This window comes from Salisediminibacterium beveridgei (assembly GCF_001721685.1).
GTDB classification, from domain to species: domain Bacteria; phylum Bacillota; class Bacilli; order Bacillales; family Salisediminibacteriaceae; genus Salisediminibacterium; species Salisediminibacterium beveridgei.
The window spans coordinates 3,081,154-3,101,059 of the sequence record NZ_CP012502.1; the positions used below are offsets into that span (position 1 = coordinate 3,081,154).

Here is a 19,906-nt window from a genome sequence, read left to right on the forward strand (position 1 = left end):
GTTGTTGAGCGGAAAGGTATGCCATGATAGTATAAAAGTATTATCTCAACGAGCGGGGTGCCAGTCATGTGGAAGCTGATTCAAAAAAAACGATCGTTCCTAACGGTCCTGTTCTTCATCAGCTTTACGTGGATTGCAGCCAACCTGTTTGTATTAAACAGTCATGAACAAGAAGAAACCCGTTATGTTCAAGCTGAAATGGACATCTTCACCTCTGAGCTCGAAAGCATCACAACGACCTATCAGGAATTCGCCCAATTCATTTTCAATACAACCATCAATCAGGAAGCAATCACGTCGTTATTACATGTTGCGAATCACGCAACGGGCAATGAAAGAGATGGACTTCGTAGCGAGGTTTTCGACCTCCTTGAAGGCCCCTACGAAGACATGATGCAATTCAACTTCCGTCAGTTACACCTCCACCTTGACGATGGAACCAGTTTTCTTCGCATGCATGATCCAGATACATATGGGGATTCGCTCTACGGATTCCGTCCGATGATTGAAGACGCACAGATGAAAAAAGCACCCGTGTCCGGCTATGAGGAAGGACGGAGTTTTAACGGGTATCGCTTCGTATTCCCGCTGTTTCATAACGATGAACTGGTCGGCTCCGGGGAGATCTCTCTTTCCCTCTTGGCAGCAATCGGTATCATTAATGATATTTATCCGATGGACAATACCCAGTTTATTCTCCATCAAGACAAGGTCGAAGATACGATACTCGACACCTATCAGAGCAATTACATCCCTTCGTTCATTTCCACTGATTATGTATTTGACCGTGACTCAACCATTTTCGGCTCAAATGAGGACCGTTATGATATCTACAAAAGTTATGAGGTCCAACAAACAATCCGCCAAGAGGCCCGAGCCCAGTTGCCGGATCATGAACCTTTTCATTTTTCACTGTCCCACGATGAGAGGGGATTTCTCGTTCAGTTTATCCCCATTGCAAACTATGAAGAAGAGGCCATAGGCTATTTCATATCCGCACTTGAAGACGATCGTGTCGAAGTCATCAGAATGCAGCGAAACCGTGAACTGACCTATATCAACGGCTTCTTTTTGATCTTGACACTGTTTTTCACGATTCTTTATTTTGACCGGCGCAAGATCAATCAGCTCGCCACGACTGATCTTTTGACCGGACTGATGAATCGGAGAGCATTTATCCGTGCGGCGGACCATCATTTAAAAGCTTCCGCTAAATCCGGCGAACCGCTGGCGATTGCACTGATGGACATCGATCATTTTAAACAGATCAATGATACTTACGGCCATGACGCTGGCGACACTGCATTAAAAGAGATTGCCCAGCTGTTTAATAATGCTTTGGATCAACAAGACCTGTCCGCACGTTGGGGTGGCGAGGAATTCATTGTTCTCATGCCTTCCACTCATGCAAAAGAGGCGGAAATCCGCCTCGATGCCATCAGAGATCAAATTACCCGCCACACTTTTTTGAATAGAAGCACCATCACAATCAGTATCGGTGTTACTGATCTTCACGGGCGAAAAGAACGCCTTGAACACTTGATTACCGAAGCAGATTCCGCGTTATACAGCGCGAAAGATCTTGGGAGAAATCAGGTATTCTGCTTTGAACCGCCCGATCAGACGTGATAAACAGCGAAGTCCGCTGCCACTTCCGTATTCGGAAACTGGCGACGGGCTTCTTCTTTGAATTTCTCCATGTCCTGCTGTCGATACCTTGAACTGATATGCGTCAGAATCAACCGTTTCACGCCAGCTCTCTTGGCCACACCTGATGCTTCCAACGTGGTCGAGTGCCCGTATTTTTTTGCCGCCTCTTCTTCCTGGTCCATGAACGTCGCTTCGTGCACAAGCAGATCTGCATGTTGAACGAACTTAACGGTCTGTTCTGTTGGACGCGTGTCGCCAAGGATTGCGATTATCCTGCCCGGAAGTGGCGACGTGACATACTCACTGCCAGCGATGACTCTCCCGTCAGGCAGCGTCACTTCATGGCCCTTTTTCATGTCTGCCAACCACGGGCCTTTCGGGATTCCATCTCTCTCCAGTTTCGTCACATCCAACTTACCTGGACGGTCCGCCTCTGCAAAACGATAGCCGTATGAGGTCAGCCGATGATCCAGTTCACAGCAGCTCACCTGCCAGCGTTCAGATTGAAACAGCTGGCCTGCTTTGATTTCCTCGATCTTCACTTCGTAATTCAGATGGGTCCCGCTGATGGTGAGCGCTTGTTCAATATAGCCCTTCAATCCCTCGGGCCCGTAAATAAACAGCGTAGACGTCGCTCCTTGAAAAGAACGGCTTCCAAGAAAACCCGGCAGACCGAAAATATGGTCCCCATGCAGGTGGGTAATGAAAATGCGGCTGATCTGATTCGCCTTTACCGGGGCATGCAGCATCTGGTGCTGGGTCCCTTCCCCACAGTCAATCAGCCAAGTGTCGTTTTTCCCATTCACGCCTTTTAATGCAATGGCGCTCACATTCCGTTCCTTACCAGGGATGCCTGCACCCGTCCCAAGAAAAATGATTTCCACTTGTCATCACCTCAGTTATTACAGAGTCTTCTCCTGTCCCAGCACTTTCATAATTCCGATTGCCATTAAAATCATGATCACCGAAAGCGGCAGGGCGCTGATAACAATCATCGTCTGAAAGGCCCCCAGACCACCTGCGAACAAAAGAATGGACGTCGCCGCAACAAAAATAAATCCCCACAATACCTTGATTCTGATCGATGGATTCAAATCGCCTCCGGATGTCTGCATCCCGAGCACAAAAGTTGCTGAGTCTGCCGTCGTAACGAAGAAAATCACCAGAATAAACATCGTAAGAACAGATACCAAAGCAGAAAACGGCAAATACTCCAGCACATTAAATAACGCCGTCTCAAGGGGTTGCCCGGAGATGTTGATGCCATCATACAACTCCAGATAGATGCCATTACCGCCAACCACCGCAAACCAGAAGAAGGTGACAAGGGAAGGCGCAAAAATCACGCCGAATATAAATTCCCGGATTGTCCGCCCTCTCGATACACGGGCAATGAACATGCCGACAAACGGCGTCCAGGAAATCCACCACGCCCAATAGAAAATCGTCCACGCCTGGGTCCAGGCCGCTTCCTGTGCATCCACGGGACTCATGCGAAGTGCCATCGGAACCATCACCTGCGCATAATGCGCAAGACTGGATACGAATGTATTTAATAAAAACAGCGTCGGACCGACGATAAACATAAACAGCAAAAACAGACCGGAAATGGTGATGTTCAGTGTACTCAAATACTTAATGCCCCGCTGAATGCCCGTGGTGGCACTGGTCACGAATATGACTGTAATCACAGACATAATCACCAGCTGGATCCAGGGGTTAATCGGAATATCAAACAGATAATTCAGTCCCGAATTGATTTGCTGTGAGCCTAACCCGAGAGAAGCGGAGACCCCGAACAGCGTTGCGAAAACCGCTACGATATCAACAGCATTTCCCCAGGCTCCGTTCATGGATTTCCCAAGAACCGGCCTCAAAGTGGTGCTGAACAAGCCCGGTGCCTTGTATCGGAACTGCTGAAGAGCCAAAGCCAGGGCCACGATCGCATAAACCGACCAGGCATAAATCCCCCAGTTGATCCATGTGTACGTCACACCGCCAACGACATCTCCCGGTCCACCGCCTTCTCCTTGAGGAGGCGATGAAAAGTGCGCAACGGGCTCAGATACTCCGTAAAAGAACAATCCAATCCCGATTCCTGCTGAAAACAGCATCGCAAACCATACCGGTCTGCTGAATTCGGGTTTTTCTCCTGGATCTCCCAATGTGATGTTTCCGTATTTCGATAACGCCAAATAGACTGAAAAAATAAAAAATGACGTTACAATGATTTGAAAATACCAGCCAAAGGTTTCAAACATAAAAGACTGCGTAGCCGAAAGAGATGCTTCCAGCTGATCCGGGAAGATGACACCAAACAGCACAAAAGAAGCAATCAGTGCCACGGATATCTTTAATACGGGCGTTATTCGGGTTGTCATTATATTTTCCTCCTATGGTCTGCACACGTATTGTCACCTGTCTTGACATATACGAATCTATTATACTTTCCCTTACTTATGATACCGTAAACCACAGAAGGCATTAAACAGGCACTGAAACAGAGAAAAGCGCCACCGTAATCGGTAGCGCTTCCCTTCATTATTCTGCTTTTGATGCACTGTTTTTCAAATTTCGCATTGCTTCTGCCAAGGAGTGATAGTAAAACTCCTCCTGGTGTTCTTTTGTCCAACCGGAGCGGGCAAACAGATCCCGAACCGGACCGCGGACGAGCACGAAATAAAAATGAACACCCTGGGAGCGATGAAATGCAAGCCAGTCATTGAACTCATCGAGTGCCACTGCATCCATATCGTTCACACCGGAAAAATCAAGAATCACATGCTTCAGATTCGGGTGTTCAATCATATAACTCCGAAGCCGTTCTTCAATATAGGCCATATTGGCAAAATACACGGGGGCATCAATGCGGATCATCAAAATATCATCCTGTGTTTTCGCCTCAGGAAAGCGTTCGATATTCATATAGTCATCCAACTCTGCTACATAACCGAGCTCTGCCATATGCGGCTTTCCACTTCGATAAACGAAAACCGTCAGAGAGAATACAATTCCGGCAAGGATACCCAATTCAATTCCGATGGTCAATGTTGCGATAAACGTTACCATGAGTGTCACCGCATCAATTTTTTTGACCTGCCAGAGGTGTTTCGCTTCCTTCAGGTCAATCAATCCGTAAACCGCCACAATAATGATGGCCGCAAGGACAGCCCTTGGGAGATCATGAAACCATGAAGTGAAAAACAGCAAAGTCAATACGATAAAGAGTCCGGTGAATATGGACGCCATTCCGGTTCTTGCTCCGGCTTCATAATTCACGGCAGAACGGGAAAAGCCACCTGTTACCGGAAAACCGGAGAAGAATGATGTTCCGATATTTGACGCCCCCAGTGCCCGGAGCTCTGCATCTGCACTGATCGGATATTTCTCCTTCGTTGCGATCACTTTTGCCATCGCAAACGATTCAACGAACCCGATCAGGGCAATCGTCAGTGCCGTCGGAACCAGAATCACCAATGCGTTCACCGAGATATCCGGGACCGTTAGAGCCGGCAGTCCACCGGGGATTTCGCCGACGACCGTCACACCTCTTTCATCGAGGTCAAAGAGTTGGACTGCAAGGATCGCAAGGATCACCACAAAGAGGGGCCCAGGGACCTTTTTGACGTATTTTTTCATCAAGATCAGCAAAAGGATGCTGAGGATACCGACTGTAAGTGTTGCGAGATGGATGTCACCAATGTCCAGCAGTACGTTTCCGAGAATCGCAAACACATTTTTCGACTCGCCTGTATCCACGCCCAGCAGATGATTGAGCTGACTGAAACCGATGATGATTGCCGCCGCTGAAGTAAAACCGCTGATCACTGCATGGGAAATGAATTTTGTAATAAATCCAAGTTTCAGTGTCCCGAGCAGGAACTGAATGACACCGACCATCAGTGCCAACAGCAGCACGTAACCAATGTACTCATTGCTTCCGGGTTCTGCCAGACCTGATACCCCGGTAAAGATCAGCAACGACACCATGGCTACAGGACCCACAGCGAGCTGTCGGGATGACCCCATCAGCGCATAGATGAGTAACGGAATCGTCGACGCGTATAGCCCCATCACCGGTGGAAGGCCTGCGAGCATGGCATAGGCCATCCCTTGCGGAATGAGCATGATTGCCACAATCAGTGCTGCATTCAGATCCCCCTTCAAATCATGATTCAGATCGTACTGTTTTAACTGCCTCAATAACGGAAACCAGTTCTGCATCGTCAGCCACCCCAATTCACACTTCATTCATAGTATAGAAAACTTGGCTTCTCGCCAAGTTAATGGCGAAAGCCTTCCTTGCACGTATACTTCATTTCGTCAGCGATCATTAATTTCCCTGTGAAGTATAAACGAAAGGCAAGCCTGATTACTCCGAAGAGCAATCAGGCTGCACAGCTTGTTCATGGATCTTTGTTATTCAGCTACAGCGCAGCGGTTCGGACCAATTTCCATTTCTGTTTTTTCTTCAGGTTCAGGATCAATTTTACCCATATTGGTTTGACGGATTTCCTGATAGGAATTCGGCTGCGGCGGCAGGTTCCCTGTAACATATTGACGGAATTCACCTTCGTCTTCAAACTGCAGGCCTTCATTTTTCTTGAACAGCTCACCGAGTTTTTCAAATACACGGCCGTGCTCATCAACTTCATCAAACTTGGCAAAGTGGGCCGGCAGTACTTTCAGGTCCTGATCAAGGTTCTTATACGTCACATACAGGGATTGTCTCAAGTCCCCTACCCAGTCCTCTGCTTTACCTGCGAGGTCGGGACGTCCAATGGATTCGACGAACAGGATATCCCCGGTAACCAGGTATTCCTCGTCAATGATCACGGAAGTGCTTCCGATCGTGTGTCCTGGAGAATAAACTGCTTTCAGCTGAATCTCTTCTCCTTTGGCACCAATCGTCACGTCCTGACCGTCTTCGAATGCCGCGTAATCAAACTGCACTTCTTCCGCGTCTTTTGATGGGAGCCAGTAGGTGGCACCGGTTCGTTCTCGCATGGTGCGCGCTCCGGAAATATGGTCCGCGTGAAGGTGCGTATCAATCGCGTGTTTCAGATTCGCTTTTTTCTCATCAAGGAATGCCCCGTACTGATCCACCATTCTTGTGGTATCCACGATCGCTGCATCACCATTCTTCGCGACAGCAATATAGGAAAGACACCCTTTACCGAGTCGAACGAACTGGTAAAGCTCTCCGCCATTACTCAAATCACCCAATTTCACCGGCTGAAGATCCTCACTGTAATTCTTCATACCGCCTTCAAGATAGTAAACATCCCGACCGGTAGCTTCGACGATTTGATCTGCGACAAACTGTGATGAACCTTCTTTGGCACAGACGACGAGAAGCTCCTTGTCTTCAGGAAGTTGACCGAGAATCTCCTCCACACCGTCGATCAATTCAAAATAAGGTTTATTAATGGAAGTAACTGAATCTCCGGTGACTTTCCATTCCTTATAGTCCTCTTCATTCCTTACATCCAGAATAAACAAATCCTTACGTCCGATAATCCGTTGTCCCAACTCGTTTGCTGTCATTGCTTTTAAGCTCATTTAAAACATCCTCCTTGGATTTTAAATTATACCCATTTGGGTATTAATTTGCGTAAAAAAATATAGGGCATATGTTGCATCGTCTATATATTCTATTGTTACCCCTATGGGTATAGTATTAAACATCCGGATAAAAGTCAATACTTTTAGGGGTATTTTTTGTGATTTCGTAAATAAACCCTTCTCAAGCGTTGAATATCAGAGGGAAGCAGGACATTTCCAGCTCCTTATCGAAAGGAACGGTAGCAGAGAATGAATCACAATTCATTTTAATCCGTAAAGGGAGATGAGTGCATGAACTTTTTGAACCCGAAACAGTTGGACGTCAGTCGAATGGATGAGAAGACGGCAGCGATCATGCAGAAGACCGTGGATTTTTTCGAAACATTGGGGCTTGAAGGAATTAAAGAAGAGGATGAACGGGGCAACTGGTACCCTGCCTATATGGATTTCATCAGGGAGTCCGGCGCCTATGCGTCACTCCTTACCCCTAACGGCTACGGCCGAGGAAAAAACCGGTTCGATCTGGCCAAAGTATGTGATTACAGCGAATTAACAGCATTCTACGGGCTCTCGTATCAGTACGCCTACCAGGTCAGTATCCTTGGACTCAGTCCGATCTGGATGTCGGGAAATGAATCCGCGAAAAAGAGAGCTGGAGAAGCGCTCGAAAAAGGAGGGATATTCGCGTTTGGGATGTCCGAAAAAGAACACGGAGCTGATTTGTATTCAAATGAAATGAAGCTTGAAAAGCAATCAGACGGCACCTACCTCGCCAACGGCGCGAAATATTACATCGGCAACGCCAATGAAGCGGCCTTCGTCTCGGTATTTGGACGAATGGCAGAAAACGATGCATTCGTCTTCTTTCTCGTACAACCTGACCACCCGGCCTATGAACTGAATAAGAAGATCAAAACATCGGGGGTTCGTCCCGCGTATGTCGGCGAGTTCATTTTGAAAGATTACCCGATTTCAGAAGACGACATCCTCTCCACCGGACGGGCTGCATGGGACGCCTCCTTATCTACGGTAAATATCGGCAAATTCCAACTCGGTTTTGCCTCAGCCGGCATTTGCCAGCACGCTTTTTACGAATCCCTCAACCATGCGGCCAACCGGGAACTGTATGGCATGAAGGTGACGGATTTCGACCATGTGCGCGATTCGTTCGTTGAGAACTATTGCCGGATACACGCCATGAGAATGTTTGCCACCCGTGCCGTTGATTATTTCAGGCATTCATCCGAATCCGACCGTCGCTACTTGCTCTTCAATCCGATTCAGAAAATGAAAGTCACTGCAGAGGGCATGCGCGTGATTGATCAACTGCTCGATGTCGTTGCCGCGAAAGGTTTTGAACAGGATACCTTCATGGAAATGGCCATCCGTGACATCGGGATGATCCCGCGACTTGAAGGCACGAGCCATGTGAATATGGCGCTGGTGATTAAATTTATCGACAATTATTTCTTCCACGATGAAACGTACCCGGAAGTCCCTGTCATGGACCAGCCCGGAGACGACACGAATTTATTCAATCAGACCACCGGTAAACTGAAAGAAGTCAAGTTCCCTCATTACTTGAAAAGTTACGAAGGCGTCGAATTGGACAATGTGTTGATTTTTAAGGACCAAGTCACTGCCTTAAAACGATTTTTGGAAGATTCACCTCCAGATGAAAACCAGCAAAAAAACCAGACCTGGATGCTCCATCTTGGCGAGCTATTCACACTCACCGTATATGGTCAACTGGTTCTCGAGAGCGCCTTACACCATGACTATAACGATCAGATCACCGATCAGATCTTTCGCTATCTCGTACAGGACTTCAGTGAATTCGCCCTTCGTCATCAGTCGAAATTTTTGAATCACAGCAAACAAAATGAATCGCTCCGTCATATGATCCGGCAGCCGGTACAAAACGATGCCCGGGAACAATGGATCTGGCAAGAACAGATTCTCCCGATGAAAGATGCTTACAAAGAAGGTTAAATGATCAGTCTCATGCGTTCTGTCAGACGTAAATCCGGATCATCCTTTACAGGATTGGTCCGGATTTTTGTCAATGAGGGTCCCATTGCTGCCCTTAAGGACTTACTTGAATATCCTGAATCCGCTCATCAACAATGTCACTCATTTCTTCGAGGAACTGTTGCACCTCATCTTCATCACTTGCGGAAAAATCAATACCTGCTTCTTCTATGTTCTCGTGCCATTCATCCGTTTGAACTACCGCCTCCAGTGCCGTGATCATCTCTTCTCGATGATCATCAGGGATACCAACAGGGGCAACGAGCGTACGCATCACCTTCAGGTGGATCTCATGGCCCTGTTCAGAAAATGATAAACCATCCCCAAGGTCTTCGCTGCCATAACCCATAAGACTTCCGCCCGCTTCATTCACACGATCCTTTGTGGATAGAGATGTCGATGCCGCATCAATCTCATCCTGCTGAAGTGCCAAAAGCAGATCACCGCCTCCGTCATAGATCACCGGCGTCACATCCACATCCAGTTGTTCCTCCAAAAGTAAAATCAATAATTCCCCCAAGGGTCCGGAATGCCCTACGGTGATTCGACCGGGCTGCTCACCTGCAGCATCCTTAAAACGCTCGAGGTTCTCTCCTGAAAAAGACGGTGCCGACATCAACGCATGAGGTTCCCGGTCAAATCCCATCAGAAAATCGAAATCATCCTGCATGAATGACAAATCTTCACGTTCCGATAAAACCTGTTCATCCGGACTGCCGAACATCCCGAATGTATACCCATCAGGTTCAGCATCAGCAATGTCCTGCATCCCCAACACGGCGCTTTCTCCGTCCCGGTTATCTACTGTGACATCCATACCCCAATAATCACTGAGTGCTTCAGCCGTCAGTCTTGCCATGATATCGGAGGAGCCTCCTTCACTGTATGGAACGATAATCGTAACAGGAGCCGTTGGATAACTTTCCCGTTCTGCTGTTTCTTCACCACTGCATCCCGCCAAAACAATACCAAGCAGTAAAACCACCATGAGTTGTTTCATCTTTCACCTGCCCCTCTCTTTATTACCCGAAGCATAATTGCATGACTGTTCCCCAGAATCACAAAGAAAAAACCCTTCGATCACAGAATCTGTGTATTCGAAGGGTTTCGATTTCTTTTAGGAAGTCAGGAGATGATTTCCCTAGTGGATTCATCAAACTGTTTCAGTACAGCTTACATGTATTCATAAGCTTCCTGTTCATCGTACTCCCTGTTGTAAAGATGCTCAATGTCCTCGTCTGTCATCACCATCAGCCGTTCATTCTTCGTGTTCCGCACCTTCATCAGATAGTTAATGATGTTTTCCCGCTCTCTTCGTTCCATGAAAATCATCTCCTTTTTTGTTATAGTACAGTGACTATTTATAAATGTATTATATAACAGGGGGGAAACACCTGTCAACACAAAAACCCGAAATATTTTTCCGGGTTTTTGATCTTTTTATTTTTTTATGGTAAATCCTTTCCACCGGCCTGGTATAGTTCATACCATTCCTTGCGGGACAGCGTTACTTCATCCGCTTTTGCAATCTCCGAAATCCGCTTCGGGTTCATGGTTCCGATAATCGGCTGCATATTTGCCGGGTGACGCAAGATCCAGGCAATGGCGATGGCTGAAGGAGTGACGCTTTTTGCTAATGCCAGTTCGGACAGCTTTGCGTTCAACTCCGGAAATAACGGGTTATCAATAAAGACCCCTTCAATCATTCCGTGCTGAAACGGTGACCATGGCTGAATCGTCATATCGTTCAAACGGCTGTACTCGAGAATATATCCTTCTCTCACAACCGCCGGTTCATTCGCCATATTGACGTTAAAGCCTCCGTCAATCATCGGCGAATGGGCAAGACTCAGTTGAAGCTGATTGATTGCAAGGGGCTGTTTTACATATTTTTTTAATAGATCGACCTGCATCGGATGCTGGTTACTGACACCAAACACCCTGACTTTGCCGCTTTTTTCAAGCTGATCAAAGGCATCCGCCACTTCTTCCGGTTCCATCAGCGTGTCCGGACGGTGTAACAGCAGCGTATCCAGGTAATCGGTATTCAGCCGCTTCAAGCTGCTGTCGACAGACGATAGGATATGCTCTTTGGAAAAATCGAACCAGCCACTCCGGATGCCGCACTTGGATTGAATCAGAATGTCTTCACGCTTCACATCACTGATTTTGAGTCCTTCACTGAAGATCTTTTCCGAAACGCCTTTGCCGTAAATATCCGCATGATCAAACAGATCCATCCCTGATTCCACCGCTGCGTCAATGACTTTTGCCGCTTCCTTCGCTGATTGGCCTGCCATACGCATACAGCCAAGTCCAATTCTCGCGGAATGTAACGAACTCGTTCCCAATTGCACTTTCTTCATACTGATGACACCTCCATTTCGAATATATCAACAGTTTACCATATTTTGATTCATTATAATAAAAAACCCCGCCACTTCGTCTGAGTAGCGGGGAATACATTTTTTATTTTCCTTCAAGACGTGCAATCCGTTCACTGAGTTCCGGGTGGGAAGAGAACAAACGGGACATGCCGCCTTTGCTGCTGATCTTCATCGTCTGGACAGCAGAATCATTACGCCCCTGATTCACAGTTGCACGGTCCACGTACGACTGCAGGGAACGAAGGGCGTGTGCCATTTTGTCCTTCCCTGCGAGATCGGCGCCACCGCGGTCAGCGTGAAATTCACGATGTCTGGAATACGCCTTGACGACAATGCTGCCGAGAATCGACAGAAGAATCTGGAAGATTATGATCGATGCCAGCTGCACGATAAAACGGTACTGTTCCGGTACGGCTCTTGACGCTACAATTGCAATAATGCGGGAGAAGAACACGACGAACGTGTTGATCACACCTTGAAGCAATGTCATCGTGACCATATCCCCATTTGTGATATGCGCTACCTCGTGTGCGATAACCCCTTCCACTGCATCGTCATCCATCGTCTGCAAAAGACCCGCAGACACAGCTACCAGTGATTTCTTCTTGGAAGGTCCAGTCGCAAAGGCATTCACTTCCGGAGAGTTATAGATTCCGACTTCCGGCATATGCATCAGACCCGCCGCCCGTGAAAGACGGTGAACTTTCTCTACAACGATGCGTTCCTGCTGGTTTTGCGGGTTATCCGGATCGATAACATTGACCTTCATCATCTTCTTCGCCACAAAGCGTGACATGGCAAGGGAGATGAAGCTGCCCAGAAAACCGATTAAAATACTGAATACGGCCAGTGAGACGAGATCAATACCCAGCCCCGGTCCACCGGTATCAAACGTCATTCCTAAATCGGTAAATTGTGTGATCAGTGACCAGACGACCAAAATCGTGACCATGACCATGATGTTCGTTAAAAAGAAAAAGAAAAATCGTTTACCCATTCTGCTTACCTCCATTTTTCACAACATTCGTTTCGTATTATACACGAAATACTGCTTTTTGTGTTGTACGAACCACCGGTGGATTTGGTTTCGATTATTTTTTTTGCAACCGCACAATATTTCATCAGTTTTGATGCATATGTATCTGATCAGCAGGCTGACTACTGTCGGTGATCTCCGAATACATCGATTTCTTGTTCTTTCTCTAATTGCTTATCCTGAGGAATACAATGATCCCCAGGCAACCACTGCCATCGCTCTTCCATATAGACTAAAAACGTCAAGCCCTGTTCGTCATTGTCCCTGACCGAATAGACATTTGAAACGTCACCGTTGACCTTATTCATCACCTGATTTTTTGTTTTGTGATGGTCGAGCAGTTCTTGCAGTTTGACACGGATGGAGCCTAGCAGTATGAATAAGATCAACACTAAAATGACAAGGATCAACATCATGATCACCCTCCTCTGCCTTTCTGAATATGATTCATTTAAAAACGAAACGGTAGTCCCGAGTATACAAAAAATTATAATAAATTCCAATTATAATTCATAAGCCTTTATTCCATTACAGGTATGGGTATATAATGAAGGTAAGAATAAAAAAGGAGGGCGATTTTCATGAAAGCAAATATCGGCTCTACAGATCGTGCGATTCGGATCGTGATTGGCATTACCGTGTTATCTTTATACTTTTTCCTTGAAGGTGGTGCCCGTTATATCGGCCTCATCGGATTGGTTCCGATTTTGACGGCACTGATTAATTTCTGCCCGGCGTACAGCTTACTCGGCATGAACACGTGCAAAGTGAAAAGCAATCAATAACGAAAACGCCTGACTCATCATGAGCCAGGCGTTTTTCGTTTTGTTATTAACCTTCCATCCCCGCTTTAATCCAGGTGCCGATCGTTACTGCACGTTTCGTCTGAGACTTTGCTGCTTCTTCCACGTCTTCTACCATGTTGCCTTCCTGATCCACCGTCACACTCACTCCGTATGGGTTACCGCCGGATGTGAATTGAACCGGATCCGCATAACCAGGAGATGCAACAATGGCGCCCCAGTGGTGCATATTCGTATATAACGACTGAATCGTTGCTTCCTGGCCGCCGTGCGGATTTCCCGCTGACGTCATCGCAGTGACGACTTTATTGACCAGTTTCCCCTGTGCCCATAAACCACCGCAGGTGTCGATGAACTGCTTCACCTGACCCGGTACCGTTCCAAATCGGGACGGTATACTGAAAATGACAACATCAGCCCAATCAAGGTCATCCGGGGTCGCTTCGGGAATGTCTTTTGTTGCATTATAGTGCGCTTCCCAAGCGGGGTTTGAAGCAATCGCCGCTTCTGGAGCAAGTTCCGGAATTCGCAGGAATTTCACTTCCGCCGCCCCTGCTGCTTTCGCACCTTCTTCAGCCCACTTGGCCAGCTGGTGGTTTGTACCTGTTGAACTGTAGTCAACGAACCCCCACTGAGGTACAACGTTTCAGTGGGGGCTTGAGATAGCCAAGCAGGTCTTTTCTTACAAAGGTTGACGCTCTGCATGGTTCTTCTCAAATCACTGTTTTTGGTTGGTACTGGCGACGTACGATCGTTTTCCCACTTGCACCACCCTTCCGAAGAAGAGCAGTTCTTCCTTTCGGAAGAAACCACCACTCAGCATATAACTGGCGTGTGCTACAAGCCCCAACAAAAGTTGAGTACACATGGATGGTTGACGCACCCACTAGGCTATGCGCTAAGCAACAGCTTTACGTTTTTGAACGTCCATGATCATGGGCGTTTTTATTTTCGTTTTTTCATCCCATTCTGCTATTTGGGATTTCCGAAGGATATTTAATGCTGCATTAATGTCGGCATGGATGCATTGTCCATTTTCACAGCGATAGAAGCCGCGATATAGGCGCTTCCCACTAAAGGAGTACATCGTGTTATCGCCTTTTGACCAAACCGGAATATCGTCATGATCCAGAAAACTAGCTTTAGACGTGTAGCTCTCTTCCTGCTTAACGAAACGGATGCCTTCCTTGAGACACTTGTTCTCAATAGCCGAAATCAATCTGTGGAAAGGAATTTGTACGAACTCTTGATTGTTTTTCTTCCCTAAATGCGATTCTTGTTTCCAACCGGCATTATAACCCATTACCACGGTATCGACGTTCAGTCGTTTTATCTGTTTGAACAACAAACCTACGGTTTGTGAAAGGTAGCCGTCTATTTGGAGATTTCGTTTACGCCAAAGAGAAGCGATTTGGTTTGTCACTATGCGTTTCGACAAGCCGTTTTCGGTGTTTTTCTGTTTTAATTCGCTTATCTTTTTGTTGAAGTACTGATTGATGGATTTTAACTTCTTTCCATTCATCAAAAAGGCGTCTCCTTGATTCGTTGCACAACTAAGAAGATAATCTACACCTAAATCGCAACTCAAAGCTTTTGTCGTCGTTTGTTGTTTCTTCATTTGAGACATAGGTACTTCATATACATAATGAGCCTCAAAGAACCGACCATTTTGCTTTGGCACAATTTCAATGTAAGAAATGTTTTTATCCATTAAATTCTTTGGCATTCGCAGTCTCAAGGGACCAAAACGTTTTCTGAAAGCAGTATTCATTGGAATATTCCAATACCCGTCCTTATCCACTTTGGGAACTTGATAGATTTCGATGACACGTTTGGCCGTGGAACGAGAATACTTTGGGAACTTTGGGCGACCTGTGAAACCTTCAGGGGTTGCTTTCCACTTCTTTAACGCTTCGAAGAAGCTCTTTACTTCACTGAGTAAGGTTCTTCGAACCGCTTGTACGGAGTTGGATTGAATGCCCCAATAGTTCATATCGGCCTTCATTGCGTTGTCTATTTCTTTTGTTGTCGCCATTTTGTTTTCATTCAAATACTTTTGTTTAATCGTATATAAGCCTACGTTGCGCAAAGCCTTGGAACTATGAGACATGCGTTGCAGAAGTCGAAACTCTCTAGCGCTAAGGGTGCTGCGACCAATGTTCTGTTTTTGGGTGAACCGTTGCATATTGACTGTTTTCTTTTTCTTGCGCAATACTTTAATCGGTTTTTTCCTAGCCATTTGTGTCACCTCCTTTTCCGACCTCAAATTGAATGATATCAATTCTTTACATCTATGCCATTCATTATACCATTTAACAAAAATAGAAGCTAGATATATTTTCGAACACTTGTTCTTTTATTTGAAACACCCATCAGTCGTAAGACTGATGGCAATTCATCTCCACCTGAATCGCTGGGCTGACGCCCGTATCGCGAATCAGATGGAGTCTTCTTGCCTAATGATGATAAAATACTGCTACGTTTACCTTTGTCATGAAAAATCTCTCCTTCTTAATTTCTCTATTTGTGATTTTATCTCAGTTTCGAGATAATGATGTATGAAAAAGCAGGGTGCTTCAAGACGTTGAAGCATGACCTGCGTAAACCCGTTAGGTTATTTGTTCGACGTGTTATGATGCCCCAGCTTCTTCAAGAGTTCAATCGCCAAGTCCTTCTCTTCTTCAGTCAATCCATCGGTAATCCCGCGGATCGCCTGCTCATGATGGGGGAAAATCTCTTCCATCAGCGCCTTGCCGTCGTCTGTTAATACCGCATAACTGACTCTGCGGTCTTTCGGGCAGGATCGTCTTGTCAGATATCCCTTTTGCACCAGCTTATCCACTACATAGGTGATGCTGCTGCTCGCAATCAGAACTTTCTCACCGATACGCTGAATCGGTTGTTCACCTTTATGAAAAATCAGTTCCAGTACAGCAAATTCGGTCGTGTTCAATCCATGACTGCGGATGTCCTCTTCGACTCTCTTCTTCACAGACTGCATCGCCCGTGTCAGCACGATGAACAGTTTCAGGGCACGTTCTTCTTTGGACATCCCCATCACTCGTATTCCTTTTCGATATTCTTCGTGCTTCGAACGGTATCAATCGGACGGACCTGCTTTTCGATACTTTCACGTTTCGCTTCAAATGCCGGCGGTAATGCCAGCTTTTCACCCAATGTTTCATACGGTTCATCTTCCATGAATCCAGGGCCATCCGTGGCAAATTCAAACAACAAATTCGGCGCCAGGCGGGCATAGAGCGATTTGAAATAGAACCGGTCCACAAAACCGGAGTTCGGGAAGCGGTAGCTGTTTAATCTATCCGTCCAGTGATCGAGTGCTTCTTTGTCCTCGACCCGAAATGCCGTGTGGTGAACGGTTCCAAAACCCTGCTGGACATTCGGCAAATCGTCCCGGTGCTCGGTGATGACCTGTGCGCCGTTCCCCCCTTCACCGACACTGTAAAGCCGGAGGTTGTCTTCCTGCTTGTCCAGGGTGAAGCCCATGAGTTCCGTGATCATTTTGTCAAAAATACCGATATCCTTCACCCGGGTCACCATCGGTCCTAAACCCGTAATGGCAAATTCATCAGGAATCGGTCCCTTTTTCCAAGGGGTGCCTCCGGCTGCTCCTTGATGACCTTCATCGGAGATCAGCTGATATTTCTGTTCATCGAAGTCTTCAAAGGGAAGCACTTTCTTACCGAGCACTTCCTGAATCCCTTCATGCCTGACCTGCAGGCGATTGAAGCGTTTTTCCCAATAAGAGAGTGCTTCATCCGACGGGATCCGAAACGAAGTACGGTAGAATTCATTCGTTCCGTGTGTGCCTTTCGGAATGCCCGGGAAATCAAAAAATGTCATATCCGTTCCCGGACTTCCTTCATCATCGGCAAAAAATAAATGGTACGTATGGATATCATCCTGGTTGATGGATTTCTTCACCAGGCGCATGCCCAGTACATACGTAAAGAAATCATAGTTCTTTTCTGCGGAACTGGTAATGGCCGTCACATGGTGCAGTCCTTTTAATTCATGCATCGTTTATTCCTCCCATCGGTATTCCCGATTACTTATCTCGAATTCAATGTAATTATATCTCGAATTCGAGATATTTGTCAACAGGGATATTTATTATTCTTTTACTAACCTTAAAATTCAAAAATGAAACAAGGGAAAATCACCCATCTAACCGAATTTCAAGCACTTTGTATGGCAGAAATTGCTCGATTTTGCTATGGTAAATTGTACACATCAAGAAATGAGGCTGATCGGATGTACCGTAAACTGTTTGTATTGGCGTCTAGCGCCATTGTTATTATACTGTTGGTCCTTTATCATGAATCCTTTCTCATCTGGGTTCAGAATCACGAAGGAGAATATGTCGTGGGCACGATGCTGATCGCCACGCTCATGAGTCTCTTTCCCGTCATTCCATATCCCCTGGTCGGTGGCGTCATCGGTGCGGCATTCGGGCCACTGACCGGCGCCTGGATCATCTGGTTCGGCTCCACCATGGCATCAGCGCTTTTCTTTCTCCTCGTCAGGTACGGCGGATTTCAGGAGATGGGGACGAAAATTCTCTTGAAATATAACGTCACGAAAAAAATCACCATTCTGTTTGAACGGAATGCCTTCCTTTCCATTACCATACTCAGAATGATCCCTGTTATCCCGTCTATCGTCATCAACGCCTATGCCGCCCTCAGCCGGATCCGGTTTCCAGTGTATGTCATTGCCTCCGGCCTCGGTAAAATCCCGGCCATGACACTTTTCGCACTGGTCGGCCACACCATTGTGACCAACCCGATCGACATCTTGTATATGATCCTCATTTACGGCACGTTCATGTTCTTTATTTACCTCGGTTACCGGGCCTGGACCCGAAGAATCGAAACCGCCAAAGCGTGAGGGAAAACTGGGCTTTTTCCGGTTATATCCGGGAAAGGCCCTTCTGGATGGATTCAGTCAAACAGCTCGTCGATCCGCTGATTGGGGAATTCTGCCGGGGACTGCCAGGCCTGAAAGAACAGGAGTGCCGCGATGATCGACAGGATGACACTGACACTGCTCAGGATCATCGTGGTTCTCGAGAAGGAACGTGTTTCCCTGAGGTCACGCATCCGGTAAATATAGGTGTCCACCACTTCCTTTAACGGATTCCCGTACCCTGTATAAACCGCGACAAGCTCTGCACGATCACTGTATTCTTCCTCAATGAAAGAGCCTTTGTCCTTCACAATCAATTTGCTGCGCCCCAAATCAGAAAATCGGTATATGGTATTATCGAAACCGCTTGAACTCGTCTCATAGGTGAAGCCTGATTCATCCAACAGACGCACCAGTTCACGGTGGGCCTCCGTGTGGCTGCCGTTTCGGATCTGAATCGTGGCCCGTTCATAAGGTATGAACATTTCTGCGACGAGAAACAGCACCAAACCACCGATGATCCATTGAATCATCGTTTCATCACGGAGGAACAGAAATAAGACCGCTATACTCAGCAACAAAATAACCCGCATTGCAACACGGGTCTCCCTGAAGTAAACGCCCTTTTGCATCCTGACTTTGAGTGCTTCAAGTCCCGTGCCGAAAGCAATACCGATCAAGGTCACAGCCACATTAAACATGTCATTCACCCCATTCATTCTGTCGTGCGCATGTTCCTCATTCGTTAATTGAACAGCTCGTCAATGCGCTGATTCGGGTATTCCCAAGGCGACTGCCAGGCCTGATAGAACAATACAGCAGTGATGATCAGCATGATGAGGCTCAATGCCCCGAATAACAGCCACGTCCGGTGAAAGGAACGATCATAACGAAGTTCACGCATCCGGCCGATATACACTTCCACCGTTTCTTTTACAGGGTTTCCGTAGCCCGTATATAAAGCTGCGAGTTCAGCGCGTTCACTGTAATCCTCTTGAATGAACGTGCCTGTTTCTTTTAAGGTTAATTTCGTTTTGCCAAGTGCCGGGATGCGGTATACGTAATGGCTATCCTCATTCACATCGACCTCGTATGTATAGCCTTCTTCCTGAAGAACTTTCTCCAGTTCCTCTCTCGCTTCTTGGTGGCTGCCGTTACGGATATGAATCGTTGCCCTATCAAATGGAAGGATCCAGTCCAAGAGCATCAAAAGCACCATGACACCGATAAAAATCTGTGCGGCCATCGTTTCAGGAAAGGTCAACAGCATGAGGCCAATGAAAAATAACAGGATCAACTGGCGTCCGATCCGCGTTTCACGGAAATAAACCCCATGCTGCATCCTTGCTTTAAACGCCTCGGTACCACTGCCCAACGCGAAAAATAACGTTGTGATTGCCAAATTCAACACCTGCACCACTCCATTCCCTTTCACGCCAAATTGCATGCTGCTTCAGTATACGCGATTTCCAAGGGAAATGTTTCATATTATGGGTCCCGAAATC

At 46.7% G+C, this 19,906-nt stretch carries 20 protein-coding genes; 4 read left to right on the forward strand and 16 right to left on the reverse strand.

Annotated features, from left to right (window positions below; genetic code table 11):
• The first annotated feature begins 66 nt into the window (after window positions 1–66).
• Window positions 67–1,629: a sensor domain-containing diguanylate cyclase gene (locus BBEV_RS14490; protein ID WP_069366112.1), complete on the forward strand. Its 1,563-nt coding sequence runs from the start codon at window positions 67–69 to the stop codon at window positions 1,627–1,629.
• On the opposite strand, the gene rnz is transcribed toward BBEV_RS14490, so the two are convergent.
• From rnz to BBEV_RS14510, 4 genes are all read right to left on the reverse strand, one after another.
• The gene (gene rnz / locus BBEV_RS14495; protein ID WP_069366113.1) at window positions 1,620–2,534 is read right to left on the reverse strand and encodes a ribonuclease Z; all 915 of its coding nucleotides are present in this window, start codon (window positions 2,532–2,534) and stop codon (window positions 1,620–1,622) included. The genes BBEV_RS14490 and rnz overlap by 10 nt on opposite strands.
• A gap of 18 nt (window positions 2,535–2,552) precedes the next feature.
• Entirely contained in the window at window positions 2,553–4,031 is a 1,479-nt protein-coding gene (locus BBEV_RS14500; RefSeq protein ID WP_069366114.1) for a BCCT family transporter, read from the reverse strand.
• A 160-nt stretch (window positions 4,032–4,191) separates the two neighbouring features.
• Window positions 4,192–5,874, reverse strand: coding sequence for a SulP family inorganic anion transporter (locus tag BBEV_RS14505; RefSeq protein WP_069366115.1), 1,683 nt, complete (start codon window positions 5,872–5,874; stop codon window positions 4,192–4,194).
• 195 nt (window positions 5,875–6,069) lie between these two features.
• A complete protein-coding gene (locus BBEV_RS14510) occupies window positions 6,070–7,212 on the reverse strand; it encodes an MBL fold metallo-hydrolase (protein ID WP_069366116.1) in 1,143 nt (380 codons plus the stop codon).
• 294 nt (window positions 7,213–7,506) lie between these two features.
• Between BBEV_RS14510 and BBEV_RS14515 the strand changes: the two genes are divergently transcribed.
• Window positions 7,507–9,207: an acyl-CoA dehydrogenase family protein gene (locus tag BBEV_RS14515; RefSeq protein WP_069366117.1), complete on the forward strand. Its 1,701-nt coding sequence runs from the start codon at window positions 7,507–7,509 to the stop codon at window positions 9,205–9,207.
• A gap of 94 nt (window positions 9,208–9,301) precedes the next feature.
• On the opposite strand, the gene BBEV_RS14520 is transcribed toward BBEV_RS14515, so the two are convergent.
• The 5 genes from BBEV_RS14520 to BBEV_RS14540 form a co-directional block, all read right to left on the reverse strand.
• Window positions 9,302–10,246 (reverse strand): Bug family tripartite tricarboxylate transporter substrate binding protein, encoded by a 945-nt coding sequence (locus tag BBEV_RS14520; RefSeq protein ID WP_069366118.1) that lies wholly within the window; start codon window positions 10,244–10,246, stop codon window positions 9,302–9,304.
• A gap of 173 nt (window positions 10,247–10,419) precedes the next feature.
• Window positions 10,420–10,569 carry a BH0509 family protein gene (locus BBEV_RS14525; RefSeq protein WP_069366119.1) on the reverse strand — a complete coding sequence of 50 codons (150 nt, stop codon included), beginning with the start codon at window positions 10,567–10,569 and terminating at the stop codon, window positions 10,420–10,422.
• A gap of 125 nt (window positions 10,570–10,694) precedes the next feature.
• Window positions 10,695–11,612: an aldo/keto reductase gene (locus BBEV_RS14530; protein WP_069366120.1), complete on the reverse strand. Its 918-nt coding sequence runs from the start codon at window positions 11,610–11,612 to the stop codon at window positions 10,695–10,697.
• A gap of 103 nt (window positions 11,613–11,715) precedes the next feature.
• Entirely contained in the window at window positions 11,716–12,630 is a 915-nt protein-coding gene (gene htpX / locus BBEV_RS14535) for a protease HtpX (RefSeq protein ID WP_069366121.1), read from the reverse strand.
• Between the two features lie 161 nt (window positions 12,631–12,791).
• A complete protein-coding gene (locus BBEV_RS14540) occupies window positions 12,792–13,085 on the reverse strand; it encodes a hypothetical protein (RefSeq protein WP_069366122.1) in 294 nt (97 codons plus the stop codon).
• A 165-nt stretch (window positions 13,086–13,250) separates the two neighbouring features.
• Here BBEV_RS14540 and BBEV_RS14545 point away from each other — a divergent pair, with 165 nt between their 5' ends.
• Complete coding sequence (locus BBEV_RS14545) at window positions 13,251–13,454, forward strand: YgaP family membrane protein (RefSeq protein ID WP_069366123.1); 204 nt, start codon at window positions 13,251–13,253, stop codon at window positions 13,452–13,454.
• A gap of 46 nt (window positions 13,455–13,500) precedes the next feature.
• Here BBEV_RS14545 and BBEV_RS14550 read toward each other — a convergent pair whose 3' ends face one another.
• The 5 genes from BBEV_RS14550 to BBEV_RS14565 all read right to left on the reverse strand — a co-directional run bounded on the left by BBEV_RS14550 (window position 13,501) and on the right by BBEV_RS14565 (window position 17,513).
• Window positions 13,501–14,061, reverse strand: coding sequence for an NAD(P)H-dependent oxidoreductase (locus tag BBEV_RS14550; RefSeq protein ID WP_069366124.1), 561 nt, complete (start codon window positions 14,059–14,061; stop codon window positions 13,501–13,503).
• Between the two features lie 129 nt (window positions 14,062–14,190).
• Window positions 14,191–14,340 carry a hypothetical protein gene (locus BBEV_RS17850; RefSeq protein WP_232318196.1) on the reverse strand — a complete coding sequence of 50 codons (150 nt, stop codon included), beginning with the start codon at window positions 14,338–14,340 and terminating at the stop codon, window positions 14,191–14,193.
• 30 nt (window positions 14,341–14,370) lie between these two features.
• Window positions 14,371–15,711 (reverse strand): RNA-guided endonuclease InsQ/TnpB family protein, encoded by a 1,341-nt coding sequence (locus BBEV_RS14555; RefSeq protein ID WP_069366125.1) that lies wholly within the window; start codon window positions 15,709–15,711, stop codon window positions 14,371–14,373.
• A gap of 375 nt (window positions 15,712–16,086) precedes the next feature.
• Window positions 16,087–16,530, reverse strand: a complete 444-nt coding sequence (locus BBEV_RS14560) for a MarR family winged helix-turn-helix transcriptional regulator (RefSeq protein WP_069366126.1) — start codon at window positions 16,528–16,530, stop codon at window positions 16,087–16,089.
• The gene (locus BBEV_RS14565; protein WP_069366127.1) at window positions 16,530–17,513 is read right to left on the reverse strand and encodes a VOC family protein; all 984 of its coding nucleotides are present in this window, start codon (window positions 17,511–17,513) and stop codon (window positions 16,530–16,532) included. The genes BBEV_RS14560 and BBEV_RS14565 overlap by 1 nt, the downstream gene beginning before the upstream one ends.
• 171 nt (window positions 17,514–17,684) lie before the next feature.
• Between BBEV_RS14565 and BBEV_RS14570 the strand changes: the two genes are divergently transcribed.
• On the forward strand, window positions 17,685–18,383 hold the full coding sequence (locus BBEV_RS14570; protein WP_232318197.1) for a TVP38/TMEM64 family protein: 699 nt from the start codon (window positions 17,685–17,687) through the stop codon (window positions 18,381–18,383).
• Window positions 18,384–18,436: 53 nt separating this feature from the next.
• On the opposite strand, the gene BBEV_RS14575 is transcribed toward BBEV_RS14570, so the two are convergent.
• Together BBEV_RS14575 and BBEV_RS14580 are read right to left on the reverse strand one after the other, a co-directional pair.
• Complete coding sequence (locus BBEV_RS14575) at window positions 18,437–19,102, reverse strand: hypothetical protein (protein ID WP_069366129.1); 666 nt, start codon at window positions 19,100–19,102, stop codon at window positions 18,437–18,439.
• Between the two features lie 44 nt (window positions 19,103–19,146).
• On the reverse strand, window positions 19,147–19,848 hold the full coding sequence (locus BBEV_RS14580) for a hypothetical protein (RefSeq protein WP_157101003.1): 702 nt from the start codon (window positions 19,846–19,848) through the stop codon (window positions 19,147–19,149).
• Window positions 19,849–19,906: the final 58 nt, after the last annotated feature.

Excerpts from the sequence above, each read along its gene's own strand:
- BBEV_RS14490 (WP_069366112.1), top strand. The coding sequence starts at position 67 with ATGTGGAAGCTGATTCAAAAAAAACGATCGTTCCTAACGGTCCTGTTC.
- BBEV_RS14500 (WP_069366114.1), bottom strand. The coding sequence starts at position 4,031 with ATGACAACCCGAATAACGCCCGTATTAAAGATATCCGTGGCACTGATT.
- BBEV_RS14505 (WP_069366115.1), bottom strand. The coding sequence starts at position 5,874 with ATGCAGAACTGGTTTCCGTTATTGAGGCAGTTAAAACAGTACGATCTG.
- BBEV_RS14510 (WP_069366116.1), bottom strand. The coding sequence starts at position 7,212 with ATGAGCTTAAAAGCAATGACAGCAAACGAGTTGGGACAACGGATTATC.
- BBEV_RS14515 (WP_069366117.1), top strand. The coding sequence starts at position 7,507 with ATGAACTTTTTGAACCCGAAACAGTTGGACGTCAGTCGAATGGATGAG.
- BBEV_RS14520 (WP_069366118.1), bottom strand. The coding sequence starts at position 10,246 with ATGAAACAACTCATGGTGGTTTTACTGCTTGGTATTGTTTTGGCGGGA.
- BBEV_RS14525 (WP_069366119.1), bottom strand. The coding sequence starts at position 10,569 with ATGGAACGAAGAGAGCGGGAAAACATCATTAACTATCTGATGAAGGTG.
- BBEV_RS14530 (WP_069366120.1), bottom strand. The coding sequence starts at position 11,612 with ATGAAGAAAGTGCAATTGGGAACGAGTTCGTTACATTCCGCGAGAATT.
- htpX (WP_069366121.1), bottom strand. The coding sequence starts at position 12,630 with ATGGGTAAACGATTTTTCTTTTTCTTTTTAACGAACATCATGGTCATG.
- BBEV_RS14540 (WP_069366122.1), bottom strand. The coding sequence starts at position 13,085 with ATGATGTTGATCCTTGTCATTTTAGTGTTGATCTTATTCATACTGCTA.
- BBEV_RS14545 (WP_069366123.1), top strand. The coding sequence starts at position 13,251 with ATGAAAGCAAATATCGGCTCTACAGATCGTGCGATTCGGATCGTGATT.
- BBEV_RS17850 (WP_232318196.1), bottom strand. The coding sequence starts at position 14,340 with ATGTGTACTCAACTTTTGTTGGGGCTTGTAGCACACGCCAGTTATATG.
- BBEV_RS14555 (WP_069366125.1), bottom strand. The coding sequence starts at position 15,711 with ATGGCTAGGAAAAAACCGATTAAAGTATTGCGCAAGAAAAAGAAAACA.
- BBEV_RS14560 (WP_069366126.1), bottom strand. The coding sequence starts at position 16,530 with ATGGGGATGTCCAAAGAAGAACGTGCCCTGAAACTGTTCATCGTGCTG.
- BBEV_RS14565 (WP_069366127.1), bottom strand. The coding sequence starts at position 17,513 with ATGCATGAATTAAAAGGACTGCACCATGTGACGGCCATTACCAGTTCC.
- BBEV_RS14570 (WP_232318197.1), top strand. The coding sequence starts at position 17,685 with ATGGCAGAAATTGCTCGATTTTGCTATGGTAAATTGTACACATCAAGA.
- BBEV_RS14575 (WP_069366129.1), bottom strand. The coding sequence starts at position 19,102 with ATGTTTAATGTGGCTGTGACCTTGATCGGTATTGCTTTCGGCACGGGA.
- BBEV_RS14580 (WP_157101003.1), bottom strand. The coding sequence starts at position 19,848 with ATGCAATTTGGCGTGAAAGGGAATGGAGTGGTGCAGGTGTTGAATTTG.